Origin of the sequence: Sphingomonas sp. (genome assembly GCF_042096255.1) — a bacterium.
Lineage (GTDB): Bacteria > Pseudomonadota > Alphaproteobacteria > Sphingomonadales > Sphingomonadaceae > Sphingomonas.
In genome coordinates this window covers 26,430-47,830 of sequence record NZ_JBELLZ010000019.1, presented here as the reverse complement: position 1 = coordinate 47,830, position 21,401 = coordinate 26,430, and the positions used below count along the sequence as shown (strand labels likewise).

Sequence of the window (21,401 nt, the reverse complement as noted above, 5' to 3'; positions counted from 1 at the left end):
GATCGTCACGCAGCCCTCGCATGGCACCAGGCCGAGCAGCGCGCGCACCAGCGTCGACTTGCCCGCACCGTTGGGGCCGAGCACCCCGACCAGCGCGCCACTTTCCAGCTGCGCAGAGACCCCGCGCACGACCGCGCGCCCACTCAGCGCGACCCGCACGTCCTCCAGCGCCAGCCTCACCACAGCCGCCGCTCGCGCATCAGGTGAACCAGGAACACCGGCACGCCCAGGAACGCCGTGACCACGCCGAGCCGCAGCTCGCTCCCGGTCGGGATCACCCGCACCATCACATCGGCAAGGAGCAGCAGCGCCGCGCCCGCCAGCGCGCTCGGCCACAGCAGCGTTGACGGGCTGCGGTCGGTCAACGGCCGGACGAGATGCGGCACGATCAGCCCGACGAAGCCGATAGCCCCCGATACCGCGACCGCGCCGCCGACGCCGATTCCCACCCCCAGCAGCAGCCGCGCCCGCGTCCGGCGCAGGTTCACCCCCAGCGCCGCCGCCCCGTCCTCGCCCAGCGTCAGCGCGTCGAGCGCGCGCCCGTCCCAGGCGAGCAGCGCCGCGCCGATCGCGACGGCCGGCAACGCGGTCAGCACATGCGCGAACGAGCGGTCCTCCAGGCTGCCGAGCAGCCAGGTGGTGATCTCCATGGCCGCGAACGGATTGGGCGACAGGTTGAGCGCCAGGCTGATCGCCGCGCCCGCCAGCGTGCTGATCGCGATGCCGGCGAGGATCACGGTGAGCGGGCTTTCCGAGCGTCCGGCCAGCGCGAACAGCGCCCCTAGACCGGCGAGCGCGCCCGCGATCGCCAGCAGCGGCAGCGCAACGACGCTCGCCCCCGCCAGGCCGAAGTAGAGTGCGATCACCGCGCCGAGCGCCGCGCCGTTCGACACGCCGAGCACCGACGGCTCGGCGAGCGGATTGCGGAGGTAGCCCTGGAGCGCCGCGCCGGCGAGCCCGAGCACCGCGCCGACCAGCAGCCCGAGCAGCGCGCGCGGCACCCGCAGCTCGACGACGATCAAGCGGATCACCGGATCACCCGCGCCGGTGAGCGCGGCGAGCACCTGGCTGGGCGGAATTGCCGCGCTTCCGACCGCGACCGACAGGACCACGGCGACCAGCACGATCATCATCAGCGCCGGCAGCAGCCAACGTCTCGTCTCGTTCAACGCCTCGCCCTTCGCGATCGGCCATCCCGTCGCGTGGATGCGTCCCGGGTGCGGCCGCCCTAGCGCGGCGACCGGCGGCAAGGCAAAGTGAAATGATGCGACCGCTCGCCACCCTTTCGCTCCTGCTGCTGCTCGGCGCCGCACCGATCGCGCGTCCACAGCGAATCGTGTCGCTCAACCTGTGTGCCGACCAGTACCTGCTTGCACTCGCCGATCCGGGACAGATCGTGGCGCTGACCCGCTTTGCGCGCGATCCGCAGATGTCGGCGGCGGCCGGCCGCGCCGCCCGGGTCCCGGTTTCACGGGGCTCGGCGGAGGACGTGCTGGCGCTCCGCCCCGACCTGCTCATCGCCACGCCCGGGCGCCGGCGCGCAACGATGGCGCAGCTCAAGGGCCGCAACATCGCGACGCTCGACCTGCCGAGCGCGGAGAGCTACGCCGACATCGTCACGCAGGTTCGCAAGGTCGCCGTCGCGGTTGGCCATCCCGAGCGGGGCGAGGCGCTGATCCGCCGCATGGACGCACAGCTCGCCGCACTGCCGCGCGCGCCCGGCCGAGGGCGGGTCGCGGCCTACTACCAGCGCCGCGGCTTCCTGACCGGCACGGGCACGCTCGTCGACGACCTCATGCGCCGGGTGGGGCTCGTCAACCTCGCTGCACGGCTCGGTCGTGGGACGCTCTCGCGCCTGCCGCTCGAACAGATGGCGCTTGCCCGGCCCGATGCCCTGATCGTCGAGAGCGCGACCGACCGGATTGAGGACCAGGGCACCGAGATGCTCCACCATCCGGTCCTCGCCCGCATCCCGCGCCTGAGCCTTCCCCAGTCTTGGACGGTCTGCGGGGGCCCCGCCTATGTGTCCGCCGCCGATAGCCTGTCACGGCAACTCATGTCGGGCACGGTCGCGAAGGTTGGTCAGCGGCCGCTCCGCTGATCCCGGTCTGCCGAAGCGCACCTTTCAAAGCAGAGGCCGGGCTCCCGTTGCAGGCGACCCAATGCCGGGTTCGGCCCTCGCAGGGAAGGCGCTTCAGCTTGGCTGGATCAAGTCCAGCGATGCGACCGTGACGAGCCGATCTTGAATTGCCCCAGCGTCTTTACCAGCCGGATCACGCCCCCACGGTACGAACGGTGGACCAGATGCTGTCGCGAGGTCCTGCGCGCGCCCGGCGCCCGGCCGCCCGTGCGATCATGGCGAGCGAGAATGCCCCACCAGCGGCGACGACATCGACCAAGCGGCTCGGCCCGTCGTAACCCCCGCCAGCGTCGACTGTCACCGAAACCGCGGTGGTGAGCGGTATTACCGCGGTCGCGGCCGCGGCGAACCACAGCAAGTCCGTGCCGCTCCGCGCCGCGCCGCGCAGGAACGCCCAGGCGACCGCGCCGAGGAAGATAACGTAGTAGATCCGGCTATGCCAGGCGCCCAGCTCGGCGAGGTCCGCCGGGAGCCACTTCGCCGCCGCGATCGTCAAGGAGGTGCCTGCAATGCACCCCAGTGGCACGCCGACGGTCAGCGCACCGAGCACCTTGGTCGAGCGGGACTGTTCGATGGCGCCGGCCTTGCGCTCCCGTTTGCGTCGGCTTTCGATCCACAGAAGGTTGCCCGAGTAGAACAGGAACGCGCCCGCAAGGCCGAGAAAGAAATAGGCCCAGCGCACCGGAGCACCGCCAAAGCTGCCGAAATGGAGGGTGAAGAACGACGTGACGGTCGCGAACCATGGCCCCTGTTTTCCGGGCAGATAGTCTGCTTCCGATATGGCGCCCGTACGGGTATCGATCTCACCCATGCCGTAAGTCGGCGCACGGGCACCGTAGCGCGGGTCGATGCCGGCGATGTGGCCGTGCGGGCCCTCTTTCTCGTTATATTCGTAGCTGATCGTGCGGAGTTGGAAACCCGGCATGCTCTGTGCCAGCCGCCGCTGGAGCTCGGCGGGAGAGAGGGTGCCGCTCACAGCTTCAAGAGACGGTGGAGTCTTGGGGCCGCCGGGCGGCGATTCGCGGCGCTCCGCTTGCGAGGTTCCAATCTGCTGCACGGCCCCCTGTGTTGCATAGATTTGGTCGTGAAACGCAAAGATCACTGCCGTCAGCGCCATGATGATGTGGAATGGCAGGCTGAACAGCCCGAGCACATTGTGTACGTCTAACCACATACGCTTCAGGTTCTTACCGAAACGAAGCGCGAACAGGTCTTTGGCCAGGCTGGGCAACAACACGATCACGCCGGAAATGATCGCCACCGCATAGAGAAGGGAGATCACGCCCATGATCGGCATCGACACTGCATGGGAGAAAGGCAGGCCGACCTGCTGGTGCAGCACATCGACGAACTGCGCGACGGGCGAGGGTATCTGCTTGACGACCTGGAGCGATCCGTCGGGAGCGAGCGCGGCCAGCCAGGTCGGCCCGGGCGCCCGGCGCGTGCCGGTTGTCCAGCTGGCCCGAGCCGGCATGTCCGGCCCCGTGGCGAGATGGATGGTGTAGGCGGTGCGCGCCTCCGGATGCGTGCGCAGCAGCGTGTCGACCAGTTCGGGCGTGCGATCGAGCGAGACCGGCGGCGCGATCCGCGTGGGCGCGGACGCCCAGCGGTTCAGCGGCTCCTCGAACATGGTGATCGCGCCGGCGTAGAAGGCGATGAACAGCGCGAGCCCGGCGATGATGCCGACCCAGCTGTGGACATCCTTGTAGGTCTTTATGACATCGGTTCGCATGAGGGTCAGCCCACGAGCAGGCGAGCGGCGGCATAAAGCGCCCAGGCTGCGACATTGGCGAGTGCCAGCAATCCCCAGGCGCGCGCACCGCTGCGGAACAGGAAGCAGAAGCCGAGCAACGCACACCAGATCGGCGACACCAGCCACATGGCGATCTGTCCCTGCGCGGTGAAATAGCCGTCGCCTTCCGAGAAGAGGAAGGCAAACGTGCAGGTGAGTGCGATCGCCAGCGTGAAGCCGAGCACCGTCGCTGCGGAAACCTTGCCGAACCAGTCCCGGCTGGTGAGCGCCCGATCGCCGGTCATAGGGTCTCCCGGCGAAATCGCCACCAGCGCGCCGCCACCGGCACGATGCTCCACACCAGCATTGCCGCCGTCATCCAGGTGAACACCGCCGTGGCCGGCCCCTGCACGGCCAGCAGCAGCGCGAGCGCCAGCACAAGCGTGGCGGCGCCTCCCCAGGCCCAGGCACGTCGCCGCCGGACGTGGCCGGGCAACAGAACCTGGTGTGGCGACGCGAGATAAAGAGCGATCGGCCCGACGAGCAGGGCGAGCGCCGCCAGCCAAGCGAGGATCACTTCGTCGCCCTCCCGAAGGCGAAGGCAATCGTCGGCGCCATCGCGGCGAGCATGGTGGCGCCGTGGTCCTGCCCCGGCAGCGGCAGGAAGCGGGCTCTACCGATCTGCGCCGCCAGCGCCGATGCGGCTTCGCCCCGTTCACCCTCAGCGATCAGTGCGAGGGCCGGCTGCGAGGCGGACCCGGCCTCCCGCAGCAGCAGTCCGTCGCCGAACCATGTCGACGGGCTGACCGCGACGACCCGGTCGAACATGGCTGATCTGGTCATGGCGGCGTGGAGCGCGAGCAGCCCGCCGAAGCTGTGCCCCGCCAGTGTCTCGCGCGCCGGATCCACGCGCCATCGCGCCCGAACGGCAGGTTGCACGCGTTCGGCAAGCAGATTCAGGAATGCTTCGCCGCCGCCTGTCGCCAGCCCGCTGGCAGGCCGTCCGGCGGGGATCGTCCAGCCGGGCGTCGCCGGCGTGTAGTCGCGCACCCGGCGGGGCAGCGCGCCCGCGTCGATGCCGACGATCACGCCCGCATCCACGCCGCTGCGCGCACCGGCTCGCGCCAGCCGTCGGGCGGTCAGCACAGCGATGGCGAAATTATCCTCGCCATCGAGGACGTACAGCACGGGCCAGCCGCCCGGCGGCGGCGCGCCGTCCGGCCAAGCGACGGAGATGCGATACCGGTCACCCGCGCCACCCGGCACCTCGAACACAGCGCTGTTCGGTAGCGTGTAGGCCGGCAGCGGGACGCTCGGAGCCGCCTCTGCGTCCGGCTGCACCGGCAAAGCGGCCAGCAGGCTGGAAAGCAGCACCGCCCGCACCGCGCTCACCACCGGTATTGCAGTCGTGCGATCACGCTGCGGCCCTGGCCGTAGTAGCAGGCGGACGTGGCGGTGCAGGTCGCCACGAAGCGCTTGTCGGCGATGTTGCGGCCGTTCACCGATAGCGTCAGTCCGCGCAGCGCCGGATCGGCGACCCCAAGGTCGTAGCGGACAAACAGGTCGAACAAAGTATAGTCCGGGATCCGCAGCGTGTTGTTGGTGTCTCCCCAGCTCGCACCGGTGTAGCGCACACCACCGCCGAAACCCAGGCCCGCGAGCGGCCCGGAGCGGATCCGCTGGTCCAGGAACAACGACGCCAGCCATGACGGGACCTGCGCCAGATCATTGCCCTGCTGCCGCAGGGGCCCGGTAACGCCGGGAAGCGTGTAGGTGGCGGTGGACTCGGTAATCTCGCTCCACTGGCGCGATCCCGCCGCGATCACCGCCATGCCCCACGGCAGATTCACCTTCGCCTCCAACTCCACACCGCGGATGCGGCCCTCGCCGGTCTGCACCTGGCAGGTACTGGTGCCGCAGAGCGTACCGTTCGGGTCGGGGGTGACGATGTTCTGCTGGGTGATCTGGTAGCCGCCAAGTGTCACATAGATGCCACGGCCGCCCTGGTAGCGCAGGCCGCCTTCCCATTGCTGTCCGGTGGTGGGCACGAACGGCACGCCGTTCAGGCTGGTGGAAGGGTCGCTCACCTGCGGCAGGAAGCTGGTGGCGTAGCTGACATAGGGCGCCAGCCCGGACGGGTGCAGGTAGACTGCGCCCGCACGCCAGGTGAACTTCTCGTTGTCGTTGATGTAGCGGCGCGCATTGATCGGATTGTAGGTATTGTCCCGCGCCCAGTCATATCGCCCGCCGACGGTGACGCGCAGATTGCCCCAGGAAAGCTGGTCCTGGAAATAGGCCCCTTTCTGCGAGCTCTCGGTTTCCACGTAGATTTGCGGCGACAAAGCACCCGCGAAGCCGGCGCTGCCACGCGGCTCCGGATCCAGGATGTCCAGCACCGGCAACACCAGCGCCCCGTTCACCAAGTCGCGATAATGCTGCCACTGGGTGTTGAAATAGTCGAATCCGCCGAGAAGGACGTGCTCCACCGGGCCGGTGCTCACCCGTGCTTCCAACTGCGTGTCCGTTGCCCAGCCGTCCGACTCGCCCACGCCCTGAACGGCACGCCGGTTGATCGTCTGCCCGGGAATACAGCCGACGATCGTCGCCGGGCAGGTGGTCAGCGTATCGCCGGCGAGCACCACCACACGGTACAGCGTGTCGAGATGCGTGTAGCGCGTGTTGTTGCGCAGCGCGAAGCGGCCGTCGCCGAAGCGCTGCTCAAAGAAGCTCGCGGCAAGGTACTGGTTGCGATCGAACGTATTCCAGCCCGGTTCGCCGATGTTCGCATTCTGGTCGATGTAGCCGCCGTTGGCGGGAACAAGCGCGCCGATCCGCGGCAGGAACTGGAACGTCGCACCGCCCTCGTCCCGCTGGTACTGGCCCAGCAGCGTCCAGGTGGTGTTCTCGCCCGGTTTCCAGGTGACACTGGGGGAAATGTACTGGCGGCCGATCCTGACGTCGTCGACCTGCGTGTCGCCATATCGCGCGAGCCCCACCACGCGCGCTGCCAGCGTGTCGGTGAGCGGCCCGGTGACATCGCCGGCGCCTTGGTACGTCCACTTGTTCAGGCCGGTGTAGCCGGCTCCCTGAAGGAGCACCTCGCCGTGCGGGGCGAAACTCGGCCGCTTGCTGACGATGTTGACGATCCCGCCCGGGGCCGACTGGCCGTAGAGCGCACCGGACGGCCCCTTCAGCACTTCGAGCTGCTGCAGCGCAAAGGTGTCGAATCCGGGGCGGGTCCACTGCCCGCCGGTGGGCAGACGCAGGCCATCGACGAAGTTGTTGTTGGACGAGAAGCCGCCTGCGCCAAAGCCGCGAACCGAGACCTCGTCGACCCGACTATCCAGTCCGAACGCTTCAGCCTGCACGCCGGCGGTGTAGCTCAGCGCATCGGCGATGGTGGGCGAGGCACGCAGGTCGATCTCGTCCCGGCTGATCACGGAGATCGTCTGCGGCGATTCGATGATCGGCGTGTCGGTCTTGGTTGACGAGCTCGCGGTCGAGCGCCCGGTCGCGGTGACCACGATATCGCCGCGCTGCAGGCCCGAGTCCGCAGCATCCTCGGCCTCACGCTGGACGGTCGACGCACCCGACATCTGCGCTGCGCCCGCCATGGGCCACGTCGCCGCCGCCATCAGAACGCCCGTTAAGAATTTCATGCTTTCACCCCCGATTGTGCCGAGAGCCGTATTGCTATCCACTCGCAATCGCAAGCCGCGCGATGAGCTGCTGGATCAGGGCGAGACCTGCTGTGCTAATCACGTTGCTGCGGCCAAGCATGCTGGCGGGGCACAAGGCGCTGATCGGCTACACGCGTCGGCGCGGTGGCGTGTGCTGGCCGGCACATTCGGTGGCTAGCCCGACACGATCGGCGTGGTCACCATGACCGGACCCGGCCATTCGCAAGCGGTCAGGCGCGAATCATGCTTCAGCAATTTGCCCGGATGAGCTGAAGAACATCACCGACAATCTTCTGCATGGCCAGCCTTGCCTGAAAGGGATCACGTGCCTTGATCGCGGTCAGGACTGCGGCATGATCCGGAACATTGGCAGTATGGCCCTTGATCCGGTTGGTGAAGCCGATGGAAGTGTGAAGCGCCGTCGCCACCACCGCTTCGAACTGGGCATAGAAGGGATTTTTCGAGGCCCGCAGGATGGCGACGTGGAACGCGATATCCGCCTCAAGGGTGTCGGCAAACCCATGCTCGGCCGATGCCATCTGCGCCAGGCCGTGCTCGATCTGCTGGAGACTGGCCGCGTCGTGGAACTCCGCGGCCAGCGCCGCCGCCTCGGGCTCGATCGCGAACCGCAGCTGGTTGAACTGGCGCAGCAGGTCGACCGAGAACTTGCGTTCGAGCAACCAGCGCAGCACGTCCGTGTCGAACAGGTTCCAGCTGGCGGAGGGCTCCACCACCGTGCCCTGGCGCGGCCGTGCGCTGACCAGGCCCTTGGCGGTCAGCATTTTGACCGCCTCCCGCGTGACCGAGCGGCTCACGCCATGCGCGCGCGCGATCTCCGCCTCGGTCGGGAACGGCCGGTCCTGGTAATGCCCGGTGACGATCGCCTTGCCGAGCAGGTCGAGCATGCCGTGCGTGAGATTGCGCCCGATGCGATCGCGCGGCACGGGTTCGCCAAGCTCCAGGGATCCGCTCATCGCACCCTTGTGTCCAAAGCCGCCGCGCCTGTCACGTCACGCCTGTCAGGGTCGGCGCACATATCGCCGCGACAGGAAGTCGAAGGCGGGCAGCGCCTCTCCCCGAAAATCGAACCAGGCGGCATTCTCCCAGTTCGATCCCTGGCCCCAGCGCGTGCGGCACTTGGTTGAAACCCAGTTGGGCTCCCAATAGACCAGTCCCACGCCACCGCTGTCGACCACCGTCTGGGTGAGATCGATCAGATACTTGCGCTGCCCCTCCGGCGTCGCCGGATAGCCGTCGACCAAAGTGTCCGGGCCGAGCAGGTTGGGCGCTTTGTCCGCATTGTCGTTGGTGAAGGGATAGGCGGTCTCCACCACCACCACGTCCTTGCCGTACGTCGCCTTGAGCCGCGCGATCGCCTCGCCCAGCTGCGCCATCGAGCGGGTCGACCATTTCTTGTAATAGCTGAGGCCGATCACGTCATAATCGGTGAGCCCCGCCTGCTTGGCGGCGGCAAACCACGGCTCGGCATTCTCGGGCTGGGCGATGTGGAGCATGATTCTCGGCGCGATCTTCGCCGCCTGCCCCGCTTCGCGCACCGCCTTCAGCCCGGCATTAAGCAGCAGCGCGTTGCGCTGCCAGTTGATCGGCCGTTCCTTGACCCCGCCCATCAGCTCCGGATTGGTCTCGTTGCCCACCTGCACCATCTCGGGCATCAGCCCTTCAGCGTCGAGCCGGCGCAGCACGTCCAGCGTGTAATCGTGCAGCGCCTTCGCCTGCGCGGCGGTGTCGAGCTTCGCCCAGGCGGCAGGCGCGATCTGCTTCTCGCCGTCCGCCCAATCGTCCGAGTAATGGAAGTCGAGCAGCACCTGCATCCCCGCCGCTTTGGCGCGGCGGATCGTTCTCGTTACGTCGGCGAGGTCGCTGTACTTGGTCCACTTCGCATCGTTCCAGATGCGCACACGCACGATGTTCCCGCCCTTCTGCGCGAGCAAGGCGAACGGATCGACCGGCTTGCCGGCGGCGCGATATATTGCGCCGCAATCCTCCATCTCGTTGACGTAGGACAGATCGGCGCCGAGCCACAGCCCGTTCGCCGGTCGCGGCACGGGCGCCCCCGCCAGCGCCGTGGCGGGAAGAAGCAAGGCAGCGAGCGTAAGCGCGGCGCGCATCAGAACTGGTACCCCACGCCGAACAGGAAGCGCCGTCCGAACCGCTCGTAGCGGCCTTGGAGCCGGCGATCACCATAATAGGTTTCGAACGGCTCGTCGGTCAGGTTGTTGGCCTGCGCGAGCAGACGCACCCCGGCGAGCGGCGAGTCCTTGCCGAATTCGTAGCTGGTCTGGAAGTCGAGCACGCTCTCGGGCGCGGTGAACAGGATGCGGTCGGTGTCGCCCAGCTCGGTCGCGTATTCCGAGCGGTAGCGGAAGGCGACGCGCGCCTCGAACCCGCTTTTGCTATAATAGAGCGTCGCATTGCCGACGTGCTTCGACAGGCCGGGCAGCTGGATGGCGCCCAGCGCATTGTCATTCTCCTCCACGGAGATGTCGCTGTCGGTGTAGCTGTAGTTGAGGTACACGCCCAGGCCGTCGAACGGCGCGGGCAGGAAGGTAAACGCCTTCTGGAACAGCACCTCGAAGCCCTTGATCGTCCCGCCGCGGCCGTTGACCGGCTGGCGGAACGTGCCCTCCAGGTCCGGCCCGCCGGCGGGATCGGGCACCACGATGCTGGTCACCTGCTGGACGATGAAGGTGTCAAGATCCTTGTAGAAGCCCGAAATGGTCAGCGCGCTGTCGCGGTCGAAATACCATTCCACCGTGGCGTCGAGCTGGTTGGCGCGGAACGGCTCCAGCAGCGGGTTGCCGCCGAATGCGCTCGGCGCGCCGAAGGTGAACACGCCGAAGCCCGCGTTGAGGTCGTCGAGCGGCGAGCGCGCGATCGCCTTGCTCGCGCCCAGCCGGACCTGGAGCTTGTCCGTCGGCTTGAAGGTGAGATTGAGGTTGGGCAGCCAGTCGGTGAACTCGTTGCGCACCGCCACCGGGGTGATGTCCAGCGTAACCGAGCCGTCGGGCTGCTGGGTCTGCTCGACCAGCTCGCTCCGCGACAGCGTCTCGGTGTTGACCACGCGCAGACCGATGTTGCCGGTGAAATCCATCCCAAACAGCCGGCCGTCGAGATCGACCTGGCCATAGCCCGCCAGCGTCGTCTCGCTTACTTCCCAGCTCGACCGGCGGTCGAAGTCTGAGGTGAAGGGCGCAATCGGGCCGAACAGCGTTTCCACCGCCTTCAGGATGTCGATCGACTGAACGGAGGGCAGCCCCGAATACTTACCCTGGAACTCATAGGGATCGTTGAGCAGCGACGTCGGCGTCGACACCCGCGTAGCGGGATCGAGGAAGCCGAACTGGGTGCGCTGGGTATAGTCCTTGGTGCGGTCGGTGTAACGCGCGCCGAAGCGGATGGCGGCGAGCGGGCCCTGGCCGATCTCGCGCTGGACGTCGCCGCTCACGGTCAGCAGCTCGTCGTTGATGATCGGCGCGCCGCCGCCGTTCTCCGGGATCTGGAAATCGGCGATCCGGAACACGCTGGGATCGGCGAAGTCCGCATCGACCGAGAAGCGCGGCACGCTGTCGTTGCCCGAGACGAAGCTGGTGGTCGGCACCACCCCGAACGGCTCGGTGCGCAGGGTCAGGAACTGCTGGTCGCGGCGGGTGGTGGAATAGCCACCATCGGCGGAGATCACCCAACCCTCTGGACGCCAGGTGGCGTTGAGGCCGCCGGCGTACAGGTCGTCCTTGAAGAAGAACAGCTCGTTCACCCCGCGCACCACCTGGCCGAAATCGGTGCCGGCATTCTGCGTGGTGATGCCGGTGATATAGCCCTGCGACGTGCCGTCCCGGTCGATGGTGATGCCCTGCCCGCCGCTCAGCGTGTTGCCGAACGGCAGGTTCTCGACGCGAAAGCCGCGCTGGGTCTCGTCGAACTTGACGTGGCTGTAGAAGAAGTCGCCGTTGACCTCGAAGGTGGAGCTCGGCCGCCACTGCACCGCGGCGAGCGCACCGTGGCGGATGTCGTCGCCGCCGCGCGCCAGTCCCTCGAAGCCGAACGGGATGTTGTCATCGCCCAGCCCGTCGCCATCAAGGTCGGCGAAGCTGTTGGTGTAGCGAAAGATGTTGGTCCGCACGGTGGCGACCGACTGGCGCCGCCCCGAATAGCCGACCGCCAGGCCCAGGGTATCGTCGAGCAGCTGGGTCACCAGCGAGGCGCTGCCGATCCAGCCCCAGGGTGCGGTGTCCTGCACGTCCTCGGCAAGGTCGCTGTAGATCGCGCGGGCGTTGAGCACCACGCGCGTGTCGGTGAAGTCGAGCGGCTTGAGCGTGCGCAGGTCCACCTGCCCGGCGATCGCGCCTTCCACCTGCGATGCGGTGGGCGACTTGAACACCGACGCGCCGTTGATCAGCTCGGCCGGATATTGCTCGTAGCGGACGTTGCGGCTCGCCTCGGCGGAGACGATCTCGCGGCCGTTGAGCAGCGTGTTGACGAGGTTGGGGCCGAGGCCACGGATCGAGATCTGCGTACCGTTGCCGCGATCACGATTGGTAGCGAGGCCGGGCAAGCGGGCGAGCGACTCGGCGATGCTTGCCTCGGGCAACTTGCCGATGTCCTCGGCAGCGAGCGACTCGACGACGCGATCGGCATTGCGCTTCTGGTTGATGGAGGTGCGCAGCGACTGGCGGAAGCCGGTGACGACGATGTCGCCGCTGATGTCCTCGGGCGCAGCCTCCTGATCCGGCGCGGGCGCCTGAGCGGTGTCATTCCCGGGCTGCACCGCGCTGGTTTCGCCACCTTGGCTGCTCGCCGGATTGTCCGCCTGCGCCCAAGCCATCCCCGGCAGTGCCAGGCTCGCGGCCGCCAGCAACATCGCCCGTGTCTTCACGCTACCCCCTCCATCCCTGCGACGCTCCTCGGCGGGAGCTTCATCGCACTTGTCTGATAAATGCGACTTTGTAGTCCGTCAATCCGGCGCCGAGATCAACCGCATCTGCGCCGATGTCAGATCGGGCGCCTCGGCACTGACGGTGATCGGGCCGGCCCGCCGCCGGGTACGGACGAGCGCTTGGGCAAGGCCGTGGAACGCGCGGCGCTCCCTGGCATGGTCCGGCTCCAGGCTGGTCGGATCGCCATTTCCGACGCCGATCACGTCAGCGGGACCTGATACGCTGAAGCGGATCAGGTCGGCGCCATCGGGCACCGGGCGCCCGCGCGCATCCACCACCTCCGCGCGCAGGATCGCCACGTCGCCCCCGCTCGCGCGCAGCATCCGCCGGTCGCTGGAAAGCCGCAGCGCCGCGGCCGCACCCGCGGTTTCGCGCAGGTCGCGCGCGGTTACCCGGCCGTTGTCATAGCCGCGCGCCTCCAGCCTGCCCGGCGCATAGGGCACGCTCCAGGCGAGATGGCGGTTGCGCGGCATCGGCTTGCGCCCCAGCGAGCGGCCGTTGAGCAGCAGCTCGACCTCCGCGCAATTGCCGTGGACCCACACCTCGACCGGCTCGCCCTCGCGCCCCAGCCACGTCCAGTGCGGCAACAGGTGGACCTGCGGCACGTCCGGCCGCCACCAGGCGCGATAATAATGGTAATTGTCCTTGGGGAAGCCGCAGGTGTCGAGCACGCCGAAGTAGCTCGAGATGCTGGGAAACTCGGGATAGGGCGTCGGCTCGCCGCGGTAATCAAAGCCGGTCCAGATGAACCCGCCGGCGATGTAGGACCGCTCCGCCGCGATCGTCCACCATGCCTCTGCGGTCGATGCCCACCAGGGATGCTCGGTGTCATAGGCGCGCACCACGTGCGCGGCCGTGTCGGTCGCGTAGGCGCCGCGGGTGGAGACGGTGCTGCCCGTCTCGGAGCCGTATACCGGCACCTCCGGGTGCGTTGTGTGGAACGCCTCGATCTGGTCGGTGCGGTAGTTGAAACCGACCACGTCGACGACGCGACCGACGCCCTTGTCCCAGCTGTTGTCAAGCGCGAAGGTCGTCGCGCGGGTGGGATCGAGTTCGCGCACCCGCGCCTGGAGCGCGCGGGTGATCCGCGCCCCCCGCTCGGTGCCCTGATGCGGCTCCTCGTTGCCCAGAGACCAGAGGATCACGCTCGGATGGTTGCGGTCGCGGCGAATCATGCGCTCGAGCTCGTTCGTGGCGACCGGATCGGTGCTGTTACGGCGCGTCTCGCAGATCACCATCATGCCCTTCGCGTCGCACAGGTCCAGGAAGGCGGCGGCCGGCGGATTGTGGGCGCTCCGCCAGGCGTTGGAGCCCATTTCCTTGAGCTGGTCGATCCGCCAGGCGTGGAGCGCATCGGGGATGCCGGTGCCGACGCCGGCATGGTCCTGGTGGTTGCAGGTGCCCAGCAGCTTGACCGAGCGGCCATTGAGCAGGAAGCCCCGCGCTGCGTCGAAGCGGATTGCGCGCACGCCGAAGCGGGTCTCCACCTGATCAGTCACTGCGCCGCCGACCAGCAGCTCGGTCGCGACCCGGTACAGGTTGGGCGTGTCCGGCGCCCACAAGGCGGGCGCGCGCAGCAGCGTCTCGCCTGCCGCCTCAATCGTCGCACCGGGCGCGACGGAGACCGGCTGGTCGGGAAGCGCGGTGACCTCGCGCCCTTCGCCGTCCAACACGCGCCGGCGGACCATCACCTGCGCGGCCGCGGTGCCGGCATTGCGCACCTCGGTGGTTACCCGCACCCGCGCGCCGCCCTCTTCCACGTCGCTGCGCACTACCTCGCCCCATTGCGGCACGTGCACGCCCGACGCCCGGACCAGGTCGACGTGGCGATAAATGCCTGCGCCCTCGTAGAACCACCCCTCGCCCAAGGATGCATCCGCCCGCACGACCACGACATTGGGGCCGCCGTCATAGTCCAGGAAGTCGCCGATCTCGGCGCGAAACGGCGCATACCCACTCTCGCTGGTGGCGACGACATAGCCGTTGATGAACACGGTGGCGGCACGGAACACCCCGTCGAACTCCAGCCACAGCACGCGATCGCGGTCCGCCGCGGTCACTGCGATCGGGCAGCGGTACCAGCCAACGCTGTTCTCCGGAAAGCCGCGCCCGATTGCCTTGAAACCGTGCGCCGCAGCCATGTCCTCCATGTCCTTGAGCGCGGGCAGCGCGGGGCGGGCGAAGGGCAGTTCCACGGCCCAATCGTGCGGCACCACCACTTGGCGCCAGTGCCGGTCGTCATAGGCCGGCTGCGCGGCGTCGGCGGTGGCGGCGCCCGCCTTGGCGAATGTGCGCTGATGGCGCCCCCAACCGAAGTCGCGCTCGGGATCGGCGGCGTGGCCCAAGTGGAAGCGCCAGTCGGCCAGTCGCTCGACGCTGCGGACCGGCGCCTCCGCGGCCGCAGCCTCCGCCGGACCACCCAACGCCGCGGCGCCCATCAGCGCCGCCCCGGAGCCCAGAACCACGCGACGAGACGGGTGCATATACTCTCCTGATCATACAAATGTGATCAGACTTGTGGCAGCATCATGCGCCAGCGGCAACGCGGCAGAGAATCCCCTTGTGAATCCGCGCCAGGCCTGTCGCTGCAGCGCATCCAAGTTCGGCCAACATAAAAACAAGCTTGACCGTCGGTTGATCTGCTTTCACCCTTGAAGCGCGGCCCGAAGAGGCCGGTGAAAGGCGAGCAGCATCGCCAACAGGGAGAGGTTTACCGCCATGACGGGACTGCGCAGTCGCTTGTTGCTTGGGGCCTGCATGGCTGGCCTCGCCGTACCCGCCGCCGCCCAGGAAGCATCGGTATCACCGACACCGGCGCCTGACGCAGTTCAGGAAAGCGGCGAGGTTGTTGTCACCGGGTCGCGTATCGCGCGGCGGGACTTCATCGCCGAAAGCCCCATAACGACGATCAATCAGGATTTCGTCCAGGATACCGGTCCGACCACCGTCGAGCAGGCGCTGAATGCATTGCCGCAGTTCCAGGCCTCGCTGAATTCCCAGAGTGGCACGCTCAACACCTATGGCGGCGCCGCGGGTGGCGCACGGTCCAGCGCCAACCTGCGCGGATTGGGGCCGTCACGTACGCTGATCCTGTTCGACGGGCGCCGGCTGCAGCCATCCGACGTGCAGGGCACGATCGATCTCAACACGCTGTCGCCTGCATTGCTGTCCAACGTCGAGGTGATCACCGGCGGTGCGTCGGCGGTCTATGGATCGGATGCGGTCGCGGGCGTGGTGAACTTCCTGTTCAACAATCGTTTCCGCGGCCTGGAGTTGCAGGCGGACTTCGGGGTGACGCAAGAAGGCGATGGCGGCAGCCAGAGCGTCTCGCTGGCCTATGGCACGGATTTCGCCGACAAACGCGGCAGACTGTTCTTGTCCGGCTCGTACCTCGGGCGCAGCACCGCCGATCGCGAATCGCGACGGTTCTTCGACGATGTGACCGGCACGCCGGTGCCGACCACCGGCCTGTATGTCCTTGACGGTGCGAACCGCTTCGGGGCAGGCTCAGCGGAGTCCGTCGCCGCCTATCGCAACCTGTTCACCAACGTCTATGGAACGCCCGTTCCGCCGGCGGCGAGCAGCCTGCTGCTGAATGCCGATGGCACGCTGGTCGGCTACAACGGGGGCAGCAATCTCCGGCCCGACGCGAGATCGGGATATGCCATTACCCCGTCCAACACCGTGACTCAGCTCCTTCCGGGAGAGGTGACGCTCCAGGCACCGATCGACCGCTACACGGCGTTCGCGCGCGGCGAATTCGACTTCTCCGACGCGGCGACGCTCTACGGACAGGCGATGTACACGACCTACTCGGTCGACGTGACAAGCCCTTATGGCGTCCAGCAGACGATCGTCGCCCCGGTGATCCGGATCCGGGCGGACAACCCCTTCATCGATCAATATCCCGATCTGCGCACCGCCCTGAACTCCCGGCCCAATCCCAACGGTTCGTTGATCTACTATTTCGATACGGCGCGGATCTCGCCGCTGCGAGCCAGGCAGGAATATGACGTCGGCCAGGGACTGGTCGGCCTCAAGGGCGATATCGGGCCGTCGCTGAGGTACGACGTCTATGCCAGCTACGGCGAAACTCGCGAAAAGGACCTCGTGTTCGGAAGCGTCAGCCGATCGCGCCTCGATCGCGTGCTCAACGGCGTCGGCGCGAACGGATTGCCAGACGGTGGCGCAGGCGCATGCGCGGGCGGATTCGACCCGTTTGGCTTCACGCCGGTGTCACAGGACTGCAGCGACTATCTGACGCTGGAACCGATCAACCGCTATCGCTTCAGGCAAACCGTGGTGCAGGGCAATCTCACCGGCAATCTGTTCCCACTGCCCGGTGGTGACCTCGGCTTCGCGGTTGGCGCGGAATACCGCCGCAACAGCTACCGCGCGGATATCGATCCCCTGTACACCAGCTCGCCGACCGCAATACCGGGCAAGTTCACGGTTCCGGATGCGGCGGGAACGCTGGGCACTGCGTCCGCGCGCGGCGCCTTCAACGTCAAGGAAGTCTATGCCGAGCTGGCGCTTCCGCTGCTGAAGGACGTGCTGCTGATCCACAATCTCGATCTCAGCCTGGCCTACCGCTATTCGGACTATTCCACCATCGGCGGCGCCCACACCTACAAGGCGAGCGGCAACTGGTCCCCAACACGCGGAATGAGCGTTCGCGGCGGCTATTCGCGCGCGATCCGTGCGCCGTCGCTTGGCGACCTGTTCACGCCGATCAGCGGGGCAGCCGCCTCGATCGGGCTCCCGAACACCGGGCAAGGAGATCCCTGCGACTCGACCGGCTATGCCCGAAACGGGCGGGTGGCAGGTGTCGATCCGGCCAAGGTCGCGGCCCTGTGCGTGGCGACCGGCGTTCCTGAGGCCATCGTCTCCAGCTATACCTACAGCAGCAACACCACTGCGGCGCAGCGGTCCGGCAACGTCAATCTCAAAGAGGAGACGGCAGATAGCTACACGGTCGGGCTGGTGCTCCAGCCGGAGTTCGTGCGCCCCGTACTTCGCAATCTCGCGTTCTCGGTCGACTATTACAACATTTCGCTCAAGGACGCGATCGGCTACGTCACGAGTGCGGTTGCGCTCAACCAGTGCTTCAACTTCAACGGCCTTAACCCGAACTACGACGCAAACAACTTTTATTGCTCGCTGATCCAGCGCGATGCCGCCGGATTGCCGCTGCTCATTCAGGAGCCGCTTTACAACCTGGGCGCCTATAAGACGGCCGGTATCGACATCCAGGCCGCCGCCGCGATCGACGTCGGCCCGGTGGGAACGCTGTCGCTCGATACGGCGATCACGTACGTCATGGATTACAAGATCCAGAACCTTCAGGGCGAGGCGTTCAGGGACTATGCGGGGACGATCGGCAATGCCCAGATCGATGGCGCCTCCCCCACCCATCCGGCCTGGAAGCACGTGACCAGCGCGTCCCTGTCCGGCGAGACGGGCGGCCTTACCTTCCGCTGGCGCTACATCGGCAAGCAGGACAATTCGTCCAATGTCGGCGTCCCCAACGGTACCGCGCTGGGTGTTCCATCGGTCAGCTATTTCGATCTGATCGGGCGGCTTCAGGCCAACGACAAGTTCGAGCTGCGTGCCGGCATCACAAATCTTGCAAACAAGCAGCCGCCGACATTCGGTGGACCCTCCAGCACGGCCAGTTCGGCGTACGACGTCATCGGCCGCCGCTTCTTCCTTGGTCTGACCGCCCGCTATTGATCGAACGGCAGCTGATGGCCTCGCTGCGGCGGCACCCAGTTGGGGCCGTCGCAGCTCGTCTTCTGACGCGACACTGCAGCGCCATGCGTTTCACTCGTGGTCAACGTCACCCGGCGTTGCACCTGCATTCCGCCGCGCGATCAGATCCTTGGTGAAGAGTTCCTTGTACCAGCGGAGCAGCTCAAAGGCAGCGTCGATGGTACGACGATCCTCGGCGAACAGCAGTTCGATGGAAAGGCCGCGCATCGCCGCTTGATGCAGCATGCTCATCGCGTTGAGCCGCTCGTCGTCATGGAAGCCGACATCATGGGCGATCTCGCGCATGCCGCTCTGCTGCCACTCGCTCATCACCCCCATGATGCCCGGCAAGCGCGCCGCCAGCTCCGCATCGCCGCGCGACGCCATCAGGATCTCCAGAAGCGTCATGGCCGCAGGCTCCTGCAGCGTTTCCCACGACGCTTCCGTGATCGCCGCAAACCGCGGCAGCCCGCGGGGATGCGCCGTAATGAAGTCCCGCCGCCGCTTTTGCGACCGACGCACGACCTCCAGAGCAACTGCCTCGATAAGATCGACTTTGGTTGGGAAGTGGTGGAGCAGCGCCCCACGGCTGATCCCCGCCTCGGCGGCGACGGAAAGCGTGGTCGTCGCGGAATAACCGTCGCGGTACAGGCACTTGATCGCGGCATCAATCGCGCGGCCGCTCGTCTCTTCCCGGCGCTCGGCTTGGGTGCGGCGCGCCACGCGGGTCCGGCGCGGAGTCTCGTCTTTCCGCTTGCTTGCTTCGATCATCTCACCGTCTATCGCATAGCTCGACGGTGCGACAAAGCGCTCTCTCCCACATACAATCAATTATGCTTGCGAATTAAGGCTACGACCCCGCTTCGCACGGCGCAGCCTGGGCAACCGATATTGCGCCTACAATCAGGCCACACAGGCCCGCACGACCCGGAGCCGGTTCGCACATCGAACATGACTCGGGCAGCACGCGGCGACGGTCCAGCCTCCTGACTAAAGTCCAGGAAACTGAGCGTAATGCGGGCCCGAAGCTCATCGCTTGCTGTGGCAAGAAGCGAAGCTGATCGGTACTGGCAAGGCGTAGCCGCGCCCTTTTGGCTTCGCGCAGTCCGCGACCTCGGTCCGGGCGCCTGCGACGATCCGCCGGTTCACACAGGTCGTGAGATTCGTGTGGCGATGGACACGCCTGAACCTAAGAGGTCGACGCCACCGATTTGCCGGCCGCGACCACGTCAGTTTCCGACGGGGGGAACAGTTGCGCCTGCTTGACCGTGCCGCTCGCGTCGGGGTTGACGACATAGGCGGGGGTCGCATCCACCCGCATGTTATAGGAGATGTAGGTCTTCTCGCCACCGGGACCCGTCGGGCTGTAGTCGGCATAGCGCCGCAGGGCGTAGTAGACGTCGGGCAGCCGGACCCAGCCAAGCGGCTCCACGACCGGACCGCGCGCGTTCACCATCGCCTCGTATATCGGACGCCACGGACGATACCCGCCGATCATCCCGGACAAGGATCCGTCCGGCTTCATCTCAAGACGCAGCTGTGCCTTGGCGAGCTTCAGCTCCGCGCTGTCGGGACCCCGCATCCAGAGCGTGCTTGCGGCCTTGGCGGAAATCACGCCCTTGCGAGTCGACCCATCGAACAAGGCCTGCATCCTCGCATCCGGCTTGATCCGGAAGCTATAGTCTTGCGCGACGTTACCTTCGCCATCGCGCACGATCTTGTCCCCGCTGGAATAGATGCCGACGCGGACATTGGCATCATTCGCCGGATCTTTGCCCTGTCCGGATACGACGATCACAACCGTCCACGCCCCTTCGCGCATGCTGTCGTTGGCGCCCTTGCCGCGTTCGGACAGACGGGCCGGACCACGCATGTCCTTCAGGCAGCCCAGCGCCTTGTAGTGCGCGTGGTCGATCCCTTTCTCACCGGTCGGGCTGACGAAGCCGGTTTTGACATCCCCGTCCAGGTTGAACCCTAGGGCAATTGATCCAGCCACGGCGGGGATTCCGGACTCTGGCGTGGTTTCGGGATAATCGTAGACATTCTGTCGGTTGATGCCGCGAAACGCCATCATCGGCTGGCCATTGTTCGGCTCTCGCGTGGGGTTGGCCGGATCGCGCAGCCATTTGGCCTCCTTCTCCGTGTAGCCGGCCTCAACGAACACCTTGACCCAATCGGGGGACGGCATCGAGCCCTGAGGGCAGTCGCTGCCGGGCTTGGTGGTCCCCTCCTTGGCACCATAGAAATTGGCCGCCTCGTACCACTCGATCACATAGGTGCGCACCCAGGGTTCCGCCTGGGCCTCTGTTGACAGCAACAAAAATAGAGTCGCACTCACCGAGCCGAACCGCCGCATCATGCCTCTCTCCCTTGTTGTCGCCGCTACCCTCACATAAGCCCTGTAGTGGCCGCATTCTCGCCTTGTGATTCAAGTTGAGCCGAGTTAACTCTTGCACAACTAGTCGGTCAACCCGATACGATAAAGAAGGGAGAGCGCAAACGTGATCCGATCGATCGTCACGTCCGGAATCGCCGGATGGTCCGTTCTCCTCGCCGGCATGGTGCCGGCTGCGGCGCAGGAAAAGGAAAAGCAGCAGAAGCTGTTCAGCTATTTCGATCCCACCGCCCCCGCGGCCGCGCCCGAGCGCAAGATCGAGGCCCAGAAGCTGGCGCAGAAGCTCTGGAACAAGGCACTCAGCGCTTGCGAGGGGTCCGCGCTCCAGACGGTCAACGAACGACTGATGATCGAGCTTGATCGGCCGAAGTTCACGCTCGTGTCGATGCGCATCCCCCCCGCCGCGAAGGAAGTGGGTTATGAATTTCGCGGGATCGCGCTCGCTACTGCGGACCGCTGGCGCTGGGCGACTCGGGGGTCCGGCACGCCCAAGTGGAGCGCGTGGGAAACGGGCGACACGGTTACGGTCCGCGATGACAATCTGACGCTGGACCGGGGCAACACGGTCCTTCGCAATGTCGTACTGAAGTTCGATCTGTGGATGAAGGATGGGGTGTGGTCCGCCACCGCGCCGATCTCGTCGGTCAGCTATGCGATCAAGCCCATCAATCTGACGACGCTGCCCGCCACACCACCCGCGGCCGCATGCCTCCCGCAGATGGCGGGCGCCTGACGCACGCGATGCGCG

At 66.8% G+C, this 21,401-nt stretch carries 16 protein-coding genes; 3 read left to right on the top strand and 13 right to left on the bottom strand.

Annotated elements, in window-relative coordinates:
* Both ACFDTH_RS05930 and ACFDTH_RS05925 read right to left on the bottom strand, forming a co-directional pair.
* Positions 1-180 (bottom strand): ATP-binding cassette domain-containing protein (locus tag ACFDTH_RS05930; RefSeq protein ID WP_375286592.1); only part of this gene is annotated, 180 nt, incomplete at its 3' end.
* The gene (locus ACFDTH_RS05925; protein ID WP_375286594.1) at positions 177-1,133 is read right to left on the bottom strand and encodes a FecCD family ABC transporter permease; all 957 of its coding nucleotides are present in this window, start codon (positions 1,131-1,133) and stop codon (positions 177-179) included. The genes ACFDTH_RS05925 and ACFDTH_RS05930, both read right to left, overlap by 4 nt.
* A gap of 131 nt (positions 1,134-1,264) precedes the next feature.
* Between ACFDTH_RS05925 and ACFDTH_RS05920 the strand changes: the two genes are divergently transcribed.
* A complete protein-coding gene (locus ACFDTH_RS05920; protein ID WP_375286593.1) occupies positions 1,265-2,101 on the top strand; it encodes an ABC transporter substrate-binding protein in 837 nt (278 codons plus the stop codon).
* Between the two features lie 172 nt (positions 2,102-2,273).
* Here the strand turns inward: ACFDTH_RS05920 and ACFDTH_RS05915 are convergent, their stop codons facing one another.
* The 9 genes from ACFDTH_RS05915 to galA form a co-directional block, all read right to left on the bottom strand.
* Positions 2,274-3,872, bottom strand: coding sequence for a PepSY-associated TM helix domain-containing protein (locus tag ACFDTH_RS05915; protein WP_375286591.1), 1,599 nt, complete (start codon positions 3,870-3,872; stop codon positions 2,274-2,276).
* Between the two features lie 5 nt (positions 3,873-3,877).
* Positions 3,878-4,177, bottom strand: coding sequence for a hypothetical protein (locus ACFDTH_RS05910; RefSeq protein ID WP_375286590.1), 300 nt, complete (start codon positions 4,175-4,177; stop codon positions 3,878-3,880).
* A complete protein-coding gene (locus ACFDTH_RS05905; RefSeq protein ID WP_375286589.1) occupies positions 4,174-4,449 on the bottom strand; it encodes a hypothetical protein in 276 nt (91 codons plus the stop codon). Before ACFDTH_RS05905 ends, ACFDTH_RS05910 begins: the two co-directional genes overlap by 4 nt.
* The gene (locus ACFDTH_RS05900; protein WP_375286588.1) at positions 4,446-5,264 is read right to left on the bottom strand and encodes an alpha/beta hydrolase; all 819 of its coding nucleotides are present in this window, start codon (positions 5,262-5,264) and stop codon (positions 4,446-4,448) included. The genes ACFDTH_RS05905 and ACFDTH_RS05900 overlap by 4 nt, the downstream gene beginning before the upstream one ends.
* Complete coding sequence (locus ACFDTH_RS05895) at positions 5,261-7,531, bottom strand: TonB-dependent siderophore receptor (RefSeq protein ID WP_375286587.1); 2,271 nt, start codon at positions 7,529-7,531, stop codon at positions 5,261-5,263. Before ACFDTH_RS05895 ends, ACFDTH_RS05900 begins: the two co-directional genes overlap by 4 nt.
* Before the next feature lie 269 nt (positions 7,532-7,800).
* Positions 7,801-8,526 carry a FadR/GntR family transcriptional regulator gene (locus ACFDTH_RS05890; RefSeq protein WP_375286586.1) on the bottom strand — a complete coding sequence of 242 codons (726 nt, stop codon included), beginning with the start codon at positions 8,524-8,526 and terminating at the stop codon, positions 7,801-7,803.
* Between the two features lie 45 nt (positions 8,527-8,571).
* Positions 8,572-9,681, bottom strand: a complete 1,110-nt coding sequence (locus tag ACFDTH_RS05885; protein ID WP_375286585.1) for an arabinogalactan endo-beta-1,4-galactanase — start codon at positions 9,679-9,681, stop codon at positions 8,572-8,574.
* Entirely contained in the window at positions 9,681-12,446 is a 2,766-nt protein-coding gene (locus tag ACFDTH_RS05880; protein ID WP_375286584.1) for a TonB-dependent receptor, read from the bottom strand. The genes ACFDTH_RS05885 and ACFDTH_RS05880 overlap by 1 nt, the downstream gene beginning before the upstream one ends.
* A 78-nt stretch (positions 12,447-12,524) precedes the next feature.
* Positions 12,525-14,990: a beta-galactosidase GalA gene (gene galA / locus ACFDTH_RS05875; protein ID WP_375286583.1), complete on the bottom strand. Its 2,466-nt coding sequence runs from the start codon at positions 14,988-14,990 to the stop codon at positions 12,525-12,527.
* Between the two features lie 274 nt (positions 14,991-15,264).
* Here galA and ACFDTH_RS05870 point away from each other — a divergent pair, with 274 nt between their 5' ends.
* The gene (locus tag ACFDTH_RS05870; RefSeq protein WP_375286582.1) at positions 15,265-18,240 is read left to right on the top strand and encodes a TonB-dependent receptor domain-containing protein; all 2,976 of its coding nucleotides are present in this window, start codon (positions 15,265-15,267) and stop codon (positions 18,238-18,240) included.
* 90 nt (positions 18,241-18,330) lie between these two features.
* Here the strand turns inward: ACFDTH_RS05870 and ACFDTH_RS05865 are convergent, their stop codons facing one another.
* Both ACFDTH_RS05865 and ACFDTH_RS05860 read right to left on the bottom strand, forming a co-directional pair.
* Positions 18,331-19,029 (bottom strand): TetR/AcrR family transcriptional regulator, encoded by a 699-nt coding sequence (locus ACFDTH_RS05865; protein ID WP_375286581.1) that lies wholly within the window; start codon positions 19,027-19,029, stop codon positions 18,331-18,333.
* 418 nt (positions 19,030-19,447) lie between these two features.
* The gene (locus ACFDTH_RS05860; protein ID WP_375286580.1) at positions 19,448-20,617 is read right to left on the bottom strand and encodes a hypothetical protein; all 1,170 of its coding nucleotides are present in this window, start codon (positions 20,615-20,617) and stop codon (positions 19,448-19,450) included.
* 199 nt (positions 20,618-20,816) lie between these two features.
* Between ACFDTH_RS05860 and ACFDTH_RS05855 the strand changes: the two genes are divergently transcribed.
* Positions 20,817-21,386 (top strand): hypothetical protein, encoded by a 570-nt coding sequence (locus ACFDTH_RS05855; RefSeq protein WP_375286579.1) that lies wholly within the window; start codon positions 20,817-20,819, stop codon positions 21,384-21,386.
* Positions 21,387-21,401: the final 15 nt, after the last annotated feature.